Origin of the sequence: Modestobacter versicolor (genome assembly GCF_014195485.1) — a bacterium.
Classification (GTDB): Bacteria; Actinomycetota; Actinomycetes; order Mycobacteriales; family Geodermatophilaceae; genus Modestobacter; species Modestobacter versicolor.
Genome location: NZ_JACIBU010000001.1, coordinates 2087666 through 2101940, shown reverse-complemented (window position 1 = coordinate 2101940; position 14275 = coordinate 2087666). Strand labels below are relative to the sequence as shown.

Annotated in this window: 15 protein-coding genes; 12 read left to right on the top strand and 3 right to left on the bottom strand. The window is 74.0% G+C overall.

Features of this window, described 5'->3' with window-relative positions; genetic code table 11:
* Window positions 1–20: 20 nt before the first annotated feature.
* From FHX36_RS10245 to FHX36_RS10210, 8 genes are all read left to right on the top strand, one after another.
* Window positions 21–1742: a S8 family peptidase gene (locus tag FHX36_RS10245; RefSeq protein ID WP_110550939.1), complete on the top strand. Its 1722-nt coding sequence runs from the start codon at window positions 21–23 to the stop codon at window positions 1740–1742.
* A gap of 122 nt (window positions 1743–1864) precedes the next feature.
* Entirely contained in the window at window positions 1865–2233 is a 369-nt protein-coding gene (locus tag FHX36_RS10240; RefSeq protein ID WP_110550938.1) for a hypothetical protein, read from the top strand.
* Between the two features lie 121 nt (window positions 2234–2354).
* Window positions 2355–3116 carry an ABC transporter ATP-binding protein gene (locus FHX36_RS10235; RefSeq protein WP_110550937.1) on the top strand — a complete coding sequence of 254 codons (762 nt, stop codon included), beginning with the start codon at window positions 2355–2357 and terminating at the stop codon, window positions 3114–3116.
* Complete coding sequence (locus tag FHX36_RS10230) at window positions 3113–4468, top strand: FtsX-like permease family protein (protein ID WP_110550936.1); 1356 nt, start codon at window positions 3113–3115, stop codon at window positions 4466–4468. Before FHX36_RS10235 ends, FHX36_RS10230 begins: the two co-directional genes overlap by 4 nt.
* A 53-nt stretch (window positions 4469–4521) precedes the next feature.
* Complete coding sequence (locus FHX36_RS10225; protein ID WP_220035815.1) at window positions 4522–5778, top strand: sensor histidine kinase; 1257 nt, start codon at window positions 4522–4524, stop codon at window positions 5776–5778.
* Window positions 5730–6380, top strand: a complete 651-nt coding sequence (locus tag FHX36_RS10220) for a response regulator (protein ID WP_110550935.1) — start codon at window positions 5730–5732, stop codon at window positions 6378–6380. Before FHX36_RS10225 ends, FHX36_RS10220 begins: the two co-directional genes overlap by 49 nt.
* Before the next feature lie 89 nt (window positions 6381–6469).
* Entirely contained in the window at window positions 6470–6727 is a 258-nt protein-coding gene (locus tag FHX36_RS10215; protein WP_110550934.1) for a hypothetical protein, read from the top strand.
* 51 nt (window positions 6728–6778) lie between these two features.
* Window positions 6779–8191 carry a M1 family metallopeptidase gene (locus tag FHX36_RS10210; protein ID WP_110550933.1) on the top strand — a complete coding sequence of 471 codons (1413 nt, stop codon included), beginning with the start codon at window positions 6779–6781 and terminating at the stop codon, window positions 8189–8191.
* A gap of 25 nt (window positions 8192–8216) precedes the next feature.
* On the opposite strand, the gene FHX36_RS10205 is transcribed toward FHX36_RS10210, so the two are convergent.
* Both FHX36_RS10205 and FHX36_RS10200 read right to left on the bottom strand, forming a co-directional pair.
* Window positions 8217–8450, bottom strand: a complete 234-nt coding sequence (locus FHX36_RS10205) for a hypothetical protein (RefSeq protein ID WP_110550932.1) — start codon at window positions 8448–8450, stop codon at window positions 8217–8219.
* 257 nt (window positions 8451–8707) lie between these two features.
* A complete protein-coding gene (locus FHX36_RS10200) occupies window positions 8708–8944 on the bottom strand; it encodes a hypothetical protein (protein WP_110550931.1) in 237 nt (78 codons plus the stop codon).
* A gap of 179 nt (window positions 8945–9123) precedes the next feature.
* On the opposite strand from FHX36_RS10200, the gene FHX36_RS10195 reads away from it, so the two are divergent.
* Window positions 9124–10905 (top strand): putative bifunctional diguanylate cyclase/phosphodiesterase, encoded by a 1782-nt coding sequence (locus FHX36_RS10195; RefSeq protein ID WP_258372599.1) that lies wholly within the window; start codon window positions 9124–9126, stop codon window positions 10903–10905.
* Window positions 10906–10951: 46 nt separating this feature from the next.
* Complete coding sequence (locus tag FHX36_RS10190) at window positions 10952–11926, top strand: hypothetical protein (protein ID WP_258372597.1); 975 nt, start codon at window positions 10952–10954, stop codon at window positions 11924–11926.
* Between the two features lie 4 nt (window positions 11927–11930).
* Here FHX36_RS10190 and FHX36_RS10185 read toward each other — a convergent pair whose 3' ends face one another.
* On the bottom strand, window positions 11931–12245 hold the full coding sequence (locus FHX36_RS10185) for a DUF6343 family protein (protein WP_110550929.1): 315 nt from the start codon (window positions 12243–12245) through the stop codon (window positions 11931–11933).
* 45 nt (window positions 12246–12290) lie between these two features.
* On the opposite strand from FHX36_RS10185, the gene prfB reads away from it, so the two are divergent.
* Together prfB and ftsE are read left to right on the top strand one after the other, a co-directional pair.
* Complete coding sequence (prfB, locus tag FHX36_RS10180) at window positions 12291–13403, top strand: peptide chain release factor 2 (protein WP_110550928.1); 1113 nt, start codon at window positions 12291–12293, stop codon at window positions 13401–13403.
* Window positions 13404–13556: 153 nt separating this feature from the next.
* A complete protein-coding gene (gene ftsE / locus FHX36_RS10175) occupies window positions 13557–14246 on the top strand; it encodes a cell division ATP-binding protein FtsE (protein WP_110550927.1) in 690 nt (229 codons plus the stop codon).
* The last annotated feature ends 29 nt before the right edge of the window (window positions 14247–14275 follow it).

The window sequence follows — 14275 nt, the reverse complement described above, 5'->3', positions numbered from 1 at the left end:
CCCGGGGGAGGGGAAGCGCCATGTGGTCTCACCGTGCCGGACGCAGCAGCTCCCGGAGGACCATCGGGGTCCTCGCCGTCGCGGCGACGGCGGTGGTCGCCTCGGCGCCCGCCGCGACCGCGGACGAACGCGTACCGACCGCCGAGTACGTCGTCGCCTTCACCGGCAGCCCGGAAGCGGCAGCAGCCTCCGTGCAGGCCGCCGGCGGCACGGTCCAGGACGTGACCGAGCAGGTCGGCGTCGCGCTGGTGACCTCGGACAGCGCCTCCTTCCTGGCCGACGTCCGGGCACGCGACGGGGTCGCCGGTGCCGCACGCAACCACGCGGTCGGCACGAGCGACCCCGGCATGCCGCACCGCTACGCCGACGAGCGCCCCTCGGCGGCCGACCGCGCGGGCGGCGGCGGACGGGGCCACGGGGGCCACCCCTGGGGGCACGGCCCGGCCAGCGAGCCCCTGGCCGAGCTGCAGTGGAACATGGAGATGATCGGGGCCACGCCGGACGCAGCGCACCGCCGGGCCACCGGCAAGGGCGTCGACGTCGGGATCATGGACACCGGGATCGACGCCGGCCACCCGGACCTGGCGCGGAACGTCGACGCCGCCCGCTCGCGGAACTTCACCACCGACATCCCCGACATCGACGGCCCCTGCGAGGTGGCGCCGAGCTGCGTGGACCCGGCGGACGTGGACGACGAGGGGCACGGCACCCACGTCGCCGGGATCGTCGCCGCCGACGACAACGGCTTCGGCATCGGCGGGGTGGCCCCGGACGCCACGCTGGTCAACGTGCGGGCCGGCCAGGACTCCGGCTACTTCTTCCTCTACGAGACGGTCGCCGCGCTGGTGTACTCGGCCGAGATCCGGCTCGACGTCGTGAACATGAGCTTCTACACCGACCCCTGGCTCTACAACTGCACCTCTCGGGACGAGTACCTGGAGGGCACCGTCACCGACGACGAGCTCGCCGAGCAGCGGCTCGTGCGCGAGCTCCTGACCGGAGCGCTCGGCTACGCGAGCGCGCGCGGGGTCACGCTCGTCGGCTCGGCCGGCAACGAGAGCACCAACCTCGCCGCACCCACCCGCACCGACGAGACCAGCCCGGACTACCCGCCGGACGCCGCTCAGCCGCGGGTGGTCGCGAACACCTGCATGAACCTGCCCAGCGAGGGGCCGAACGTGATCTCGGTGTCCGCGGTCGGGCCGTCGACCACCAAGGCCGACTACTCCAACTACGGCCTGGGCGACGTCGAGATCGCCGCCCCCGGCGGCTGGTACCGCGACCTCGTCGGTACGCCGGCCTACATGACGGCGGGCAACCTGGTCCTGTCCTCCTACCCGCTGCGGGCGGCGATCGAGCAGGGCCTGGCCACGCCGGACGGGCAGCCGGTCGACGACATGTCGGTGCGGTACTGCGACGCGGCAGGGGTCTGCGGCTTCTACAGCTACCTGCAGGGGACGTCGATGGCCGCACCGCACGTGGCCGGTGTCGCAGCGCTGGTCATCGACGAGTTCGGCCGGCCCACCCGGCACGGCGGACGTGCCCTCGCCCCCGCGATCGTGGCGCAGGTGCTCGCCCGGACGGCGGAGGACCACCCCTGCCCGGCCGGTGGGGTCGAGGACTACACCGACGAGGAACGCGACCCCGCCGTCTTCAACGCCGTCTGCGAGGGCACGACCGACGTCAACGGCCTGTACGGCGAGGGGATCGTCGACGCCGCGGCCGCGGTGGGAGGTCGCTGACCGCGTCGACGGGGGCAGCTGCCTCCCTCGGCGGGGTGAGGATGGCGCGCAATCAGGTTGTGAGCAGTCCGTTCCGGACAGTGACGGCGAAGGACGTACGTCGTCACCCCACGGAGGCCCTCATGCGCACCACCCTCGTCCGCGTCACCCTGGCCGGCACCGCCCTCGCTCTCTCGCTCGGCCTGGCCGGCTGCTCGGGCGGCAGCGCCGCGCCGTCGGCGCAGGCCCAGCGCAACGACGCCGCGCAGCAGCTCGCCGAAGCCCGGCAGGCCACTCTCGTCCCGGTCGCCGCCCAGCTCGAGCTGCTGCAGCGGGCCGAGCAGCGCGCCGAGCTGGCCGGCACCCCGGTCGCCGACGTCGAGGCCGCCCTCGCCACCTACCGCGACCTCGCCGCCGCCATCGAGGCGGCCCCGACGGCCGGCGCCGTGCGCACCCTGGTCGACCGGTCCGGCGTCGACCTGGACGGCAGCCCGGTCACCGACCTCGGCTGACCCCGGTGGTGGGCTTTTCCCCACCCTGAAGACGCAGCTCAGCGCCCTGTCCGGGCGCCCGGCACCTCCCTAGCGTCGACCGGGACGGCGAGCCGCGCCGGCCGACAGGGGAGGACCCGCCATGACCGACTCCGCACACCCCGGCAGCGCCCTGGAGCTCGAGGGGGTGACCCGGGTCTACGGCTCCACCGGCACGGAGGTGCGCGCGCTCGACGGCGTCACCCTCCGGCTGCCGCCCGGCAGCTTCACCGCGGTGATGGGCCCGTCGGGCTCGGGGAAGTCGACGCTGCTCAACTGCGCCGCCGGCCTCGACCGCCCGACCGAGGGCTCGGTGACCGTGCAGGGCCGCTCGCTCGCCGGCCTGAGCGACGACCAGCTCACCCGCTTCCGCCGCGCGCACCTGGGCTTCGTCTTCCAGGCGTTCAACCTGCTGCCGTACCTGACCGCGTACCAGAACGTCGAGCTGCCGCTGCGGCTCGCCGGGCGTCGCGTCGACCGCCGCGCCGTCGTCGAGGCGCTGGCTGAGGTGTCGATCGACGGCCGCGCGCACCACCTGCCCGCCGAGCTGTCCGGCGGGCAGCAGCAGCGGGTCGCCGTCGCCCGGGCGATGGTCGCCCGCCCCGCCGTCCTCTTCGCCGACGAGCCCACCGGCGCCCTGGACTCCGTGGCCGCCCGCGCGGTGCTCGACCTGCTCCGGCAGGCGGCCGACCGGCGCGGCCAGACCATCGTGATGGTCACCCACGACCCGGTCGCCGCCGCCCGTGCCGACTCCGTCGTCTTCCTCGCCGACGGCCGGCTCGTCGGCACCATGGCCGCACCGACCGCCGACGCCGTCGCCGGGCAGCTGGCCCACCTCGGCGAGCTGACGGCGGTGTCCCGGTGACCGCGCTGGCCTGGCGGTCGCTGCGCACCCGGCCGGCCGCCTTCCTCGCCACCGCGCTCTCGGTGCTGCTCGGCACCGCGGTGCTGCTGGCCTTCCTCACCCTGCTGGAGACCGGCCTGGCCGACGACGTCTCCGCCATCGACCGGGAGACGCTGGTGACCATGGCCGGCGTCGTCGGCGGCTGGGCCGTGGTGATCGTCGTCTTCTCCGTCGCCTCGATGCTCGGCCTGGGCGTGCGCCGGCGGGCCGAGGAGTTCGCGCTGCTCCGCACGCTGGGCAGCACCCGCGCGCAGGTGCGCCGGCTGGTGCTCGGCGAGGCGGTCGCGCTGGCCGTGCTGGCCACCGCCGCCGGCGTCGTGCCCGGCTGGCTGCTCGGCCGCGGCGTGCTGGCGCTGGTCCGCGAGGCCGGGATGGTCGCCCCGGACGTCGGCCACCGGATCGGCGCGCTGTCGCTGGGCTCGGCGCTGGGCGCGATGCTGCTGTCCGCCGTGCTCGCCGGGCTGCTCGCCGCCCGGGCCGCCACCCGCGGCTCCGCCCAGGACGGGCTCACCGCCAGCCGGGGCAGGCGCGGTCGGATGGGCCGGTGGCGGATCGCCGGCGGGCTGGTGCTGCTCGCCGCCGGCGCGAACTACTCGGTGCTGGCGCTGGTCGTCGCCGACCCGGACCAGCCCTACGAGGTGATGAGCATGGCCGGCCCCGCGTCGGTGTTCTGGTCGGTCGGGCTCGCGGTGTTCGCCCCGGTGCTGCTGCGGGTGACCGCCGCCGTGGTCGCGCCGGTGGCCCGCCGCCTCTCCTCCGGCGCCCCGGTGCACCTGGCGCTGGCGCACGCCCGGCGGCGGTCGCACGACCTCGGCGGGGTGCTGTCGCCGGTGCTCGTCCTGGTCGGGGCGGGCACCGGGACGCTCTACCTGATGCAGATCGAGAACCTGACCGCCACCCGCCCGGACGACGTCGAGGCCGACGCCATCGAGCTGCTCAACTACCTGGTCGTCGGCATGATCACCGTCTTCGCCGCGATCATGGTGGTCAACGGCACGGTCGCCGCGATCGCCGACCGGCGCCGCGAGTTCGCCCAGCAGCGGCTGGCCGGCGCGACCCGGTCCGAGCTCACCGCGACCGTGTCCATCGAGGCGCTGGTGCTCCTGGTCGCGGCGCTGGTGTTCGGCGGGCTCGCCTCGCTCGGCACGGTGGTGCCGTTCAGCGTCGCCAAGACGGACGGCTGGCTGTCCGGCTCCGGCCCGGGCTGGTTCCTCGGGGTCGCGGCGGTGGCGCTGGTGGTCACGGTGGGGACGGCGGCGCTCGGCACCCGCCGCGCCACCGCGGGCCCGGCGCTGCGTCCGCAGCTGGGGTGAACCCGCAGGCCCAGGCCCTCCCGCAGCCGCCCCGGCGGTGGGAGGGTCTGACCGTGAGCGCGGTGCCCTTCCCCGGCGTGCTGCCGGTGGACCGTGCCGGGTTCCGCCGGCGGCTCGCGCTGACCGCCACCGCGCTGGCCTCGGGGCTGGCCGCCGTCGTCTCGCTGGTCTGCTTCGTCGTGCTCACCGTGGCGCTCGCGCTGCTGCCGGTGGTGGCCGGGGGAGTGGCGCTGCTCGGGCTGGTGCCGCTGGCCGCGCGGCTGACCGGGCTGCACCGGCGGCTCACCGGCCGGCTGCTGCAGGCCGACCTCACCGCCAGCTACGACCGGGCGCGGGAGGCCGACCCGGTGCGGCGGCTGGGCCGGTGGGCGCGGGACAACACCCGCTGGCGCGACTTCTCCTACCTGGCCTTCGACGGCACCGGTGGGCTGGTGATGTCCGGGATCGTCGTCGTGCTGGCCGGGGCGCCGTTCTTCTACCTGACCGCACCGCTGACCCTGGGCGACCCCATCTGGTGGTGGCTGCTGCCGGTGGCCGGGCTCGCCGCCGGGCTGTGGTGGCTGCTCACCCCGATCCTGCTGCGCGCCCGGTTCACCGCGGGTGCGGCTGTCCTGGGCTGGTCACCGGTCGCGGCGCTGGAGCAGGAGGTCAGCCGGGTGGCCGCCTCGCGGGCCGAGACGGTCGACTCCGCGGCCGCCGAGCTGCGCCGGATCGAGCGCGACCTGCACGACGGTGTCCAGGCCCGGATCGCCTCGCTCGGCATGAACCTCGGGCTGGCCGAGGTGCTGATGCGCGAGGACCCGGCCGCCGCCGAGGAGCTGGTCACCGAGGCCCGCCGGGCGACCACGTCGGTGCTCGAGGACCTGCGCACCGTCGTCCGCGGGATGCACCCGCCGGTGCTCGCCGACCGCGGGCTGGACGGCGCGGTGCAGGCGCTCGCCCTGGACGTCGCCGTGCCGGTCACCGTCGCCACCGCGCTGCCCGGCCGGGCACCCGCGCCGGTGGAGAGCGCGGTCTACTTCGCCGTCGCCGAGGCGCTGGCCAACGTGGTCAAGCACAGCGGCGCCACCCGCGCCTGGGTGCAGCTGGCCCACCGCGACGGCGTGCTCACCGCGCTCGTCGGGGACGACGGGCAGGGCGGCGCCGACCCCGGCCGCGGCACCGGGCTGGCCGGCATCACCCGCCGGCTCGGTGCCTTCGACGGCACCCTGCAGCTCGTCAGCCCGGCCGGTGGGCCGACGACCCTGCGGATGGAGGTGCCGTGCGCGTTGTCGTCGTCGAGGACTCCGCCCTCCTCCGGGACGGCCTGACCCGGATCCTCGAGGCCCACGGCTGCACGGTCGTCGCCGCGCTGGACGACGCGGTGCGGTTCGGGGAGACCGTCGAGCAGCACCAGCCGGACATCGTCGTGCTCGACGTCCGGCTGCCCCCGACGCACACCACCGAGGGGCTGGTCGCCGCCGTCGAGCTGCGGCGGCAGCGCCCGGCGTTCCCGGTGCTCGTGCTCAGCCAGTACGTCGAGCAGCTGTACGCCCGCGAGCTCATGCAGTCCGGGGAGGGCGCGGTCGGCTACCTGCTCAAGGACCGGGTCGCCGACGTCCGCTCGTTCCTCGACGCCGTCCGGCAGGTGGCCGCCGGCGGCACCGTGCTCGACCCGCAGGTCGTCTCCGCCGTGCTCGCCTCCACCTCCCGGCGGGCCGCCACCGACGTGCTCACCCCGCGGGAGAAGGAGGTGCTGCAGCTGATGGCGGAGGGGCGGTCCAACGCCGGCATCGCCGCCGCGCTGGTGGTCACCGAGAAGGCGGTCGGGAAGCACATCAACAACATCTTCAGCAAGCTCGGGCTGCCGATGGACGCCGTCGACAACCGACGGGTGCTCGCCGTCCTGAGGTGGTTGCAGAGCCGCGACTGAACGGCCCGCGGCGGGGCCGATCGCGAGTAGCGTCCGCCCCGGAGCCGAGCACGGGCCCTGGTCCCGGCCGCCTCCGCAGGAGGCACGCGATGAGCACTCCGACCCACGACACCGACCGCGCACGCACCACCGCGGTCGTCCCGGCCCCGCGGAAGGCGGCCGACCCACCGGTCGACGACGCCAGCCACCGCTCGGGCAACCGGCAGACCTCGGAGAGCGAGCCGCTGGGCATGTTCGGCCGGCACGCCTGGCTGATCCCGGCCCTGGGCGTGGCCAGCACGATCGCCGTCTTCGTCTCGATGATCCTGCTGACCTGGATCGCAGGCGGCGGGACGCCGTTCGACTGAGCGGCACGAGATCGTGATGCGCCGGGAACAGCCGGCTCCTAGCGTCGGCGCATGAGACTGCCCCGGGTCGCGACCGCGGTCGCGCTGGCGTTGACCATCCCGCTGCTGGCCACCACCACGGCGTCCGCCGCACCCGGCGCCGCGGGCGGCGGCGACCCGTACTTCCCGCTGGCCGGCAACGGCGGCTACGACGTGCAGCACTACGACCTGGGCCTGAAGTACGACCCGGCCACCGGGCGGCTCGACGGCACCGCGGTGATCTCGCTGACCGCGACGACCACCCTGACCACCCTCAACCTGGACCTGCGCGGGCTCACCGCGAAGTACGTGCTGGTCGGCACCACGCCGGCGAGGTTCTCCCAGCAGGGCGTCGACCCGGTGACCGGCCGCGGCGGCGAGCTCGTCGTCCGGCCCGCGAAGGCGCTCGCGCCGGGCAAGAAGTACCGGGTCACCGTCGTCTACACCGGGGTGCCCGGGCAGCCGACCGACATCGAGGGCGCGCCCTACGGGTTCGTCAGCTTCCCCGACGGGGCGCTGGTCGCCAACGAGCCCGAGGGCGCCTCCACCTGGTACCCGGTCAACGACGTCCCGACCGACAAGGCCACCTACGACTTCGCGATCGTGGTGCCGGAGGGCAAGACCGCGATCGCCAACGGCGAGCTGCTCGGCACGCCGTTCACCCGGTACGGCTGGACCACCTTCGTCTGGCGCGCGAAGGACCCGATGGCCAGCTACCTGACCACGGCGTCGATCGGCGACTACGTGGCCAGCACCCAGACCGGCCCGCGGGGGCTGCCGATCCTGAACTTCGTCGAGACCGGGCTGACCCCCGATCGGCTGGCCACCACCCAGGCCAGCCTGGCGCTGCAGCCGGAGATGATCGCGTTCTTCGAGGGCGTCTACGGCCCGTACCCGTTCACCTCCTTCGGCGCGATCGTCGACGACGACAGCGTCGGCTACGCGCTGGAGACCCAGACCCGGCCGGTCTACTCGCAGGTCGCGTCGGAGAGCACGGTGGCGCACGAGCTGGCCCACCAGTGGGTCGGCAACAGCGTCACGCCCGAGCAGTGGCGCGACATCTGGCTGAACGAGGGCTTCGCCACCTACTCGCAGTGGCTGTGGTCGGAGTCCCGCGGCCAGGGCACGGTGCAGGAGCAGTTCGACGCCGTCCACGCGATCCCGGCGGACGACGAGTTCTGGGCCACCCCGCCCGGCGACCCGGGCGCGGAGACGCTCTTCGCCGACGCCACCTACGACCGCGGCGCAGCGGCCCTGCAGGCGCTGCGGGTGGAGATCGGTGACGCCGACTTCTTCGCCCTCCTCGAGGCCTGGGCGACGACGAACCGCAACGGCAACGTCACCACCGCCGACCTGGTCGCCCTCGCCGAGCAGGTCAGCGGGCAGCAGCTGGACGACTTCTTCCAGGTCTGGATCTACACCCCGGAGAAGCCGACCAGCTGGTGACCCGGGGGAGGTCAGGCGGGGCGGCTCACTGCACGGTGTCGCGGTTCTGGGCGTGCTCGCTGAGCTGCGGGAACTCCAGCACCTCGACCCGGCCGGCGTGCACCGCGGCGGTGGTGCGCGCCCAGCACAGCCGGCACAGGTGGTGCGGGGCGGGCGGCAGCAGCGGGCGGCCGCCCAGCTCGCGCACCTCCACCCAGCCGACGGCGGACCCGGCGTCGGACACCTCGGCGCACTCGTCGCAGCGGTAGAGCTCGCTCATCGCCCATGCCTCCCGGTCGAGGAACGTCGTCGGTCCCCAGGAGCACCAGGGTGCTCCTCCGGCGGCGTCCCCGCAGCGGGTCAGGCCAGCTCGAGCAGGTCCCGCAGCTCGGCCTCGAAGTACTCGCCGTCCAGCTCCTCGACCTCGTGCAGCTCCAGCTGGGCGAGCAGGGCGAAGGCGTCGTCGATGTCCATGACCCGAGCCTCGGGCGGCTCCCGCACGCCCGGCTCCAGCTACCCGCAAGGGATCCGCAAGGTCTAGGCGCCGCGGTCGACCTCGGCGCGCACGACCCCCAGCAGGGCGGTCTGCAGCGTGGTGTCGGAGTGCTCGCCGCGCTCCAGCGCCTCCTGCGCGGGGCCGGGCAGCCGGCTCACCTCGATGTCGTCCAGCCAGACGGTGTCGCCACCGACCTGCCGGCCCAGCCGCAGCGCACCACCCTCGCGCTGCACCAGGTACTGCTCGCCACCGAGCTCGATCGTCGTCGATTCGCCCATGACCGGCCCCTACCCGCGGTCGCTCCCGGTCAACACCCGCGCGCCGGTGGTCGCGACTCCTCACTCTTTCCGGGCGAACCGCCGCAGCGGGTGTGTAGCTCCGGCCGCCGGTGCCGATGGTCACCGGGCAGGGACGTCGAACAGCCGGCGTCCCGACGAGAACAGACGGGAGGGCCCGCGTGCCGAGCTCGACGCCCACGCCGCAGCTGCCCCTCGACGTCAGCCACCGGGACGGCGCCGGTGCCTCGCACGCCGACCTCGTCGCGGGCGTGCTCGACGCGCTCCCCTCGCCGACCGTGCTGATCGACGCCGACGGCACGATGCTGCTGGTCAACTCCGCCTGGACCGCCTCCGGTGACCTGCTGGACGACGACCGGCTCCGGGTCGGCGTGGGCGGCAACTACTTCGCGGTGATGCTCAGCCTGTCCGAGGACCCGGTGAACCACGGGCGGATCGCCGCGCTGCGCGAGCTCGCCGCCGGCCACCGCCGGTCGGTGTCCGCGGACTACGCGCTGTCCACCGTCGTCGGCCTGCGCTGGTTCCACCTGCAGGCCTCCCGCGCCGACCAGTCCGGCCGGGTCGTCGTCACCCACACCGACGTCACCTCCCGGGTCGAGGCCGAGCAGGCGTCGGCCTGGCAGGCCCGGCACGACCACCTCACCGACCTCCCCAACAGGGCACACCTGCACGACCTGATCACCACCGAGCTGCGGCGCCCCGACCGGGGCGCGGTGGCCGTGCTGTTCCTGGACGTCGACGGCTTCAAGGACGTCAACGACACCCTCGGCCACGAGGTCGGCGACCACCTGCTGCGCGAGCTGGCGCACCGGCTGTCGGCGCGCACCCGCAGCGAGGACACCGTCGGCCGGCTGGGCGGCGACGAGTTCGTCGTGCTCTGCCGGGACTGCGACGTCGACGGCGCCCTCGCCCTTGCCGAGCGCTTCCAGAGCACCTTCGACGAGCCGTTCCAGCTCGGCGAGCGCAGCACCCGGCTGACCGTGAGCATCGGCGTGGCCACCGCCGCCCGGGACTCCGCCGTCCGCTCGACCGACCTGGTGCGCGACGCCGACCTGGCGATGTACGCCGCCAAGGGCGCCGGCCGGAACCGCGTCCGGGTCTTCAGCCCCGACCTGCGGTCGGCCGTCGAGCAGAAGGTGCTGGTCGCCGCCGAGCTGCAGGAGGCCATCGACGACGGCCAGCTGGTGCTGCACTACCAGCCGGTGCTGCACCTCCCCACCGGTGACGTCACCGGCGTCGAGGCGCTGGTGCGCTGGCAGCACCCCCAGCGCGGGCTCCTCGCGCCGTGCGACTTCATCCCGCTCGCCGAGCAGAACGGCATGGTCGTGCCGCTCACCCGGTGGGTGCTCGGCGAGGCCGCCCGGCAGACCGCCGAGTGGGAGCGGGCCGGGATGCCGCTGGTCACCGGGGTCAACATCAGCGCCGCCCACTTCGGCACCGGGTCGCTGGTCGCCGACGTGCACGACGCGCTGGAGGCGGCCGACCTCGCCCCGGAGCGGCTCGTGCTGGAGCTGACCGAGACCAGCGTCGCGGAGGACCCGCTGCGGGCCGCCGCGCAGTTCGCCCAGCTGCGGATCGCCGGCGTCGAGGTGGCCATCGACGACTTCGGCAGCGGCTTCTCCTCGCTCAGCCAGCTGGTCTCCATCCCGGCGGGGGTGCTCAAGCTCGACCGCAGCCTCATCGCCGGCACCGAGACCCGCCGCAGCGAGTCCGCCGCTGCCATCGCCGCGGTCGTGGGCCTGGCCAAGGCGTGCGGGATGCGCAGCCTGGTGGAGGGCGTGGAGACCGCCGACCAGCTCGCGCTCGTGCGCGAGCTGGGCTGCACCCTGGCCCAGGGCTACTTCATCGCCCGGCCGATGCCGGCGGCCCAGCTGCCGCAGTGGCTGGCCGAGCACGGCGGGGTGCGCCACTCGGTGGGGTCCGCGCGGCTGCGGAGCGCCTGACCGCCCGGTTTGCCCCGGGCGGCCCGGGCGACGAGGGTTGCTCGACGTGCGTTCCCCGAGCTCCCGGCTGACGGCCGCCCTGCCCGCGGCCCTGGCGGCCCTCCTGCTGCTGACCGGTTGCGGCGGGGGCTCGGCCGCGTCCGAGGCCGACGCGAGCGCGAGCCCGACGTCGTCGACCCGGTCCAGCTCCGCGGCGCCCTCGACGACGGCTCCGCCGACCCCGACCCAGCAGGAGCTGCCCGGCGGCGGCACCCGGGTCTTCCCCGAGCACCGGCTGGTCGGGTTCTCCGGCGGGCCCGGCTCACCCGCCCTCGGGCCGATGACCGGTGACCTGGCCGCCGCCACCGAGCGGCTGCGCCAGCAGGCCGCGCCCTACGGCGCCGACCGGACGGTGCTGCCGGTCATCGAGCTGATCGCCACCACGGCGCACCCGTTCCCGACGCCGACCGGCCTGTACGCGACCGCCGCCGACGACGCCGTCGTCCAGCAGTACCTGGACGCCGCCCGGGCCGCCGGCGGCATCCTGCTGCTGGGCATCCAGCCCGGCACCGGCGACTTCCTGCCCGCCGTTCAGCAGTACGAGCGGTGGCTGACCGAGCCCGACGTCGGGGTGGCGCTGGACCCGGAGTGGGCGGTCGACCCCGGCGAGGTGCCCGGCGACGTGTTCGGGTCGACCACCGGCGCCGAGCTGAACAGCGTCTCGGCCTACCTCGACGGGCTGGTCACCACCCACCGGCTGCCGCAGAAGGTGATGCTCTACCACCAGCTGCACGCGCAGATCGTGACCGGCCAGGAGGTCATGGTCGACCGGCCGGGCATCGCCGTGGTCAAGAGCGTCGACGGCATCGGGGCGGCCGCGGACAAGGTGGGCACCTACCAGCGGGTGATGGCCGGGACCCCGCCGTTCGTGCACGCCGGCTTCAAGCTCTTCTACGAGGAGGACACCCGCTCGGGCCCGCTGATGGAGCCCGCCGAGGTGCTCGCCCTGCTGCCGCAGCCGGAGTACGTGCTCTACGAGTGAGCGGTCAGCCCGGCTCGCCGCGGAGCTTGCGCCGGGCCACGACCACCAGGTCGACCAGGGCGACCACCGCCAGCACGGCCAGCACGACCGGGAAGACCCGCGGGACGTCGTCGTCGTAGGCCACGACGGCGAGCACGGTGCACAGCACCAGCCCGAAGGCGGCCAGCACCAGCCGCAGGGTCAGCGCGCTGCGGGCGGCGCCGGCGCCCCCCTCCGGCGCCGTGGGCTGGGACGCCGGGATGCCGCGCGGGAAGTCGTCGCGCTCGTACTCGGTCAGGTCGTCGGGCCTGCGTCGGTCGTCCGGCGGTGACGTGCTCATGCCGCCGGAGGTACCCGTGGGTGGAGCGCACTACCCTGGACAGCCGTGGCTGCTGACTTCTCCGTCGTCCTGGACGAACTCGACACGACCTTGAAGTCCATCGAGGCCGTGATGCGGGTCGACGACCTGCGTCGCGAGGTCGCCGAACTCGAGCAGAAGGCCGCCGCGCCGGACCTCTGGAACGACGTCGAGGCCGCCCAGGCGCTCACCTCCCGGCTCTCCTACCTGCAGGGCGACCTGCGCCGCGTCGAGGAGCTGCGCAGCCGGCTCGACGACGTCGGGCTGCTGCACGAGATGGCCGCCGAGGAGGGCGACGAGGCCACCACCGCCGAGACCGAGCGCGAGCTGGCCAGCATCCGCACGGTCCTCGACGAGCTCGAGGTGCGCACCTTGCTCTCCGGCGAGTACGACTCCCGCGAGGCGCTGGTGACCATCCGCTCCGAGGCCGGGGGCGTGGACGCCGCCGACTTCGCCGAGATGCTGATGCGGATGTACCTGCGCTGGGCCGAGCGGCACAAGTACCCGACCGAGGTCTACGACGTCTCCTACGCCGAGGAGGCCGGGATCAAGTCGGCCACCTTCGCGGTCAAGCAGCCCTACGCCTACGGCACCCTCTCGGTCGAGCAGGGCACCCACCGGCTGGTGCGGATCTCGCCGTTCGACAACCAGGGCCGCCGGCAGACGTCGTTCGCCGGCGTCGAGGTGCTGCCGGTCGTCGAGCAGACCGACCACGTCGACATCCCGGAGAACGAGATCCGGGTCGACGTCTTCCGCTCCTCGGGACCCGGCGGGCAGAGCGTCAACACCACCGACTCCGCCGTCCGGATGACCCACATCCCCACCGGCATCGTCGTCTCCTGCCAGAACGAGAAGTCGCAGATCCAGAACCGCGCCGCCGCGCTGCGGGTGCTGCAGGCCCGGCTCCTCGTCGTCCGGCAGGCCGAGCAGCGCGCCGAGATGGACGCGCTCAAGGGGGAGGGGAGCAGCTGGGGCAACCAGATGCGCTCCTACGTGCTGCACCCGTACCAGATGGTCAAGGACCTGCGCACCGAGCTGGAGTCGGGCAACCCCTCCAGCGTGCTGGACGGCGACATCGACGGCTTCATCGAGGCGGGCATCCGTTGGCGCCGGCAGCAGGAGCACGTCGAGTCCAACTAGGGGAGACACCCGCCACAGCGGCGGGGGCCGCCCACGCTCGGTGACCGGGGTCCACTGGGTCCGCCGGGGATCGTCACGCTGCGCGCACAGACTTCTGGGGCGCGCCGGGCAGACGGACCATGATGAGGCCCGGGGCAGGTACCGTCGTCCCTCGTGATCGAATTGCAACACGTCACCAAGATCTATCCGACCAGCCCTCGGCCGGCCCTGGATGACGTCTCGATGCAGATCGACAAGGGGGAGTTCGTCTTCCTCATCGGCTCCTCCGGGTCGGGCAAGTCGACGTTCCTCCGGCTGCTCCTCAAGGAGGACAGCCCGACCAAGGGCGTCATCAAGGTCAACGACAAGAACCTGAACACCATGAGCAAGTGGCAGGTGCCCAAGCTCCGCCGCACCATGGGCTGCGTCTTCCAGGACTTCCGGCTGCTGCGCAACAAGACGGTGGCCGAGAACGTCGCGTTCGCCCTCGAGGTGATCAACAAGCCGCAGCGGACCATCAAGCGCGTCGTCCCCGAGGTGCTGGAGATGGTCGGCCTCGACGGCAAGGAGAACCGCCTGCCCGGCGAGCTCTCCGGTGGCGAGCAGCAGCGCGTGGCGATCGCCCGCGCGTTCGTCAACCGCCCGCTGGTGCTGCTCGCCGACGAGCCGACCGGCAACCTGGACCCGGAGACGAGCCAGGACATCATGCTGCTGCTGGAGCGGATCAACCGCACCGGCACGACCGTGGTCATGGCCACGCACGACTACCACATCGTCGACTCGATGCGGCGGCGCGTGATCGAGCTGAACGACGGCATCCTCAGCCGCGACCAGAGCCGTGGTGTCTACGGGCTCGGCCGCTGAGATGGGCCGCCCGCTGAACCACACGACAG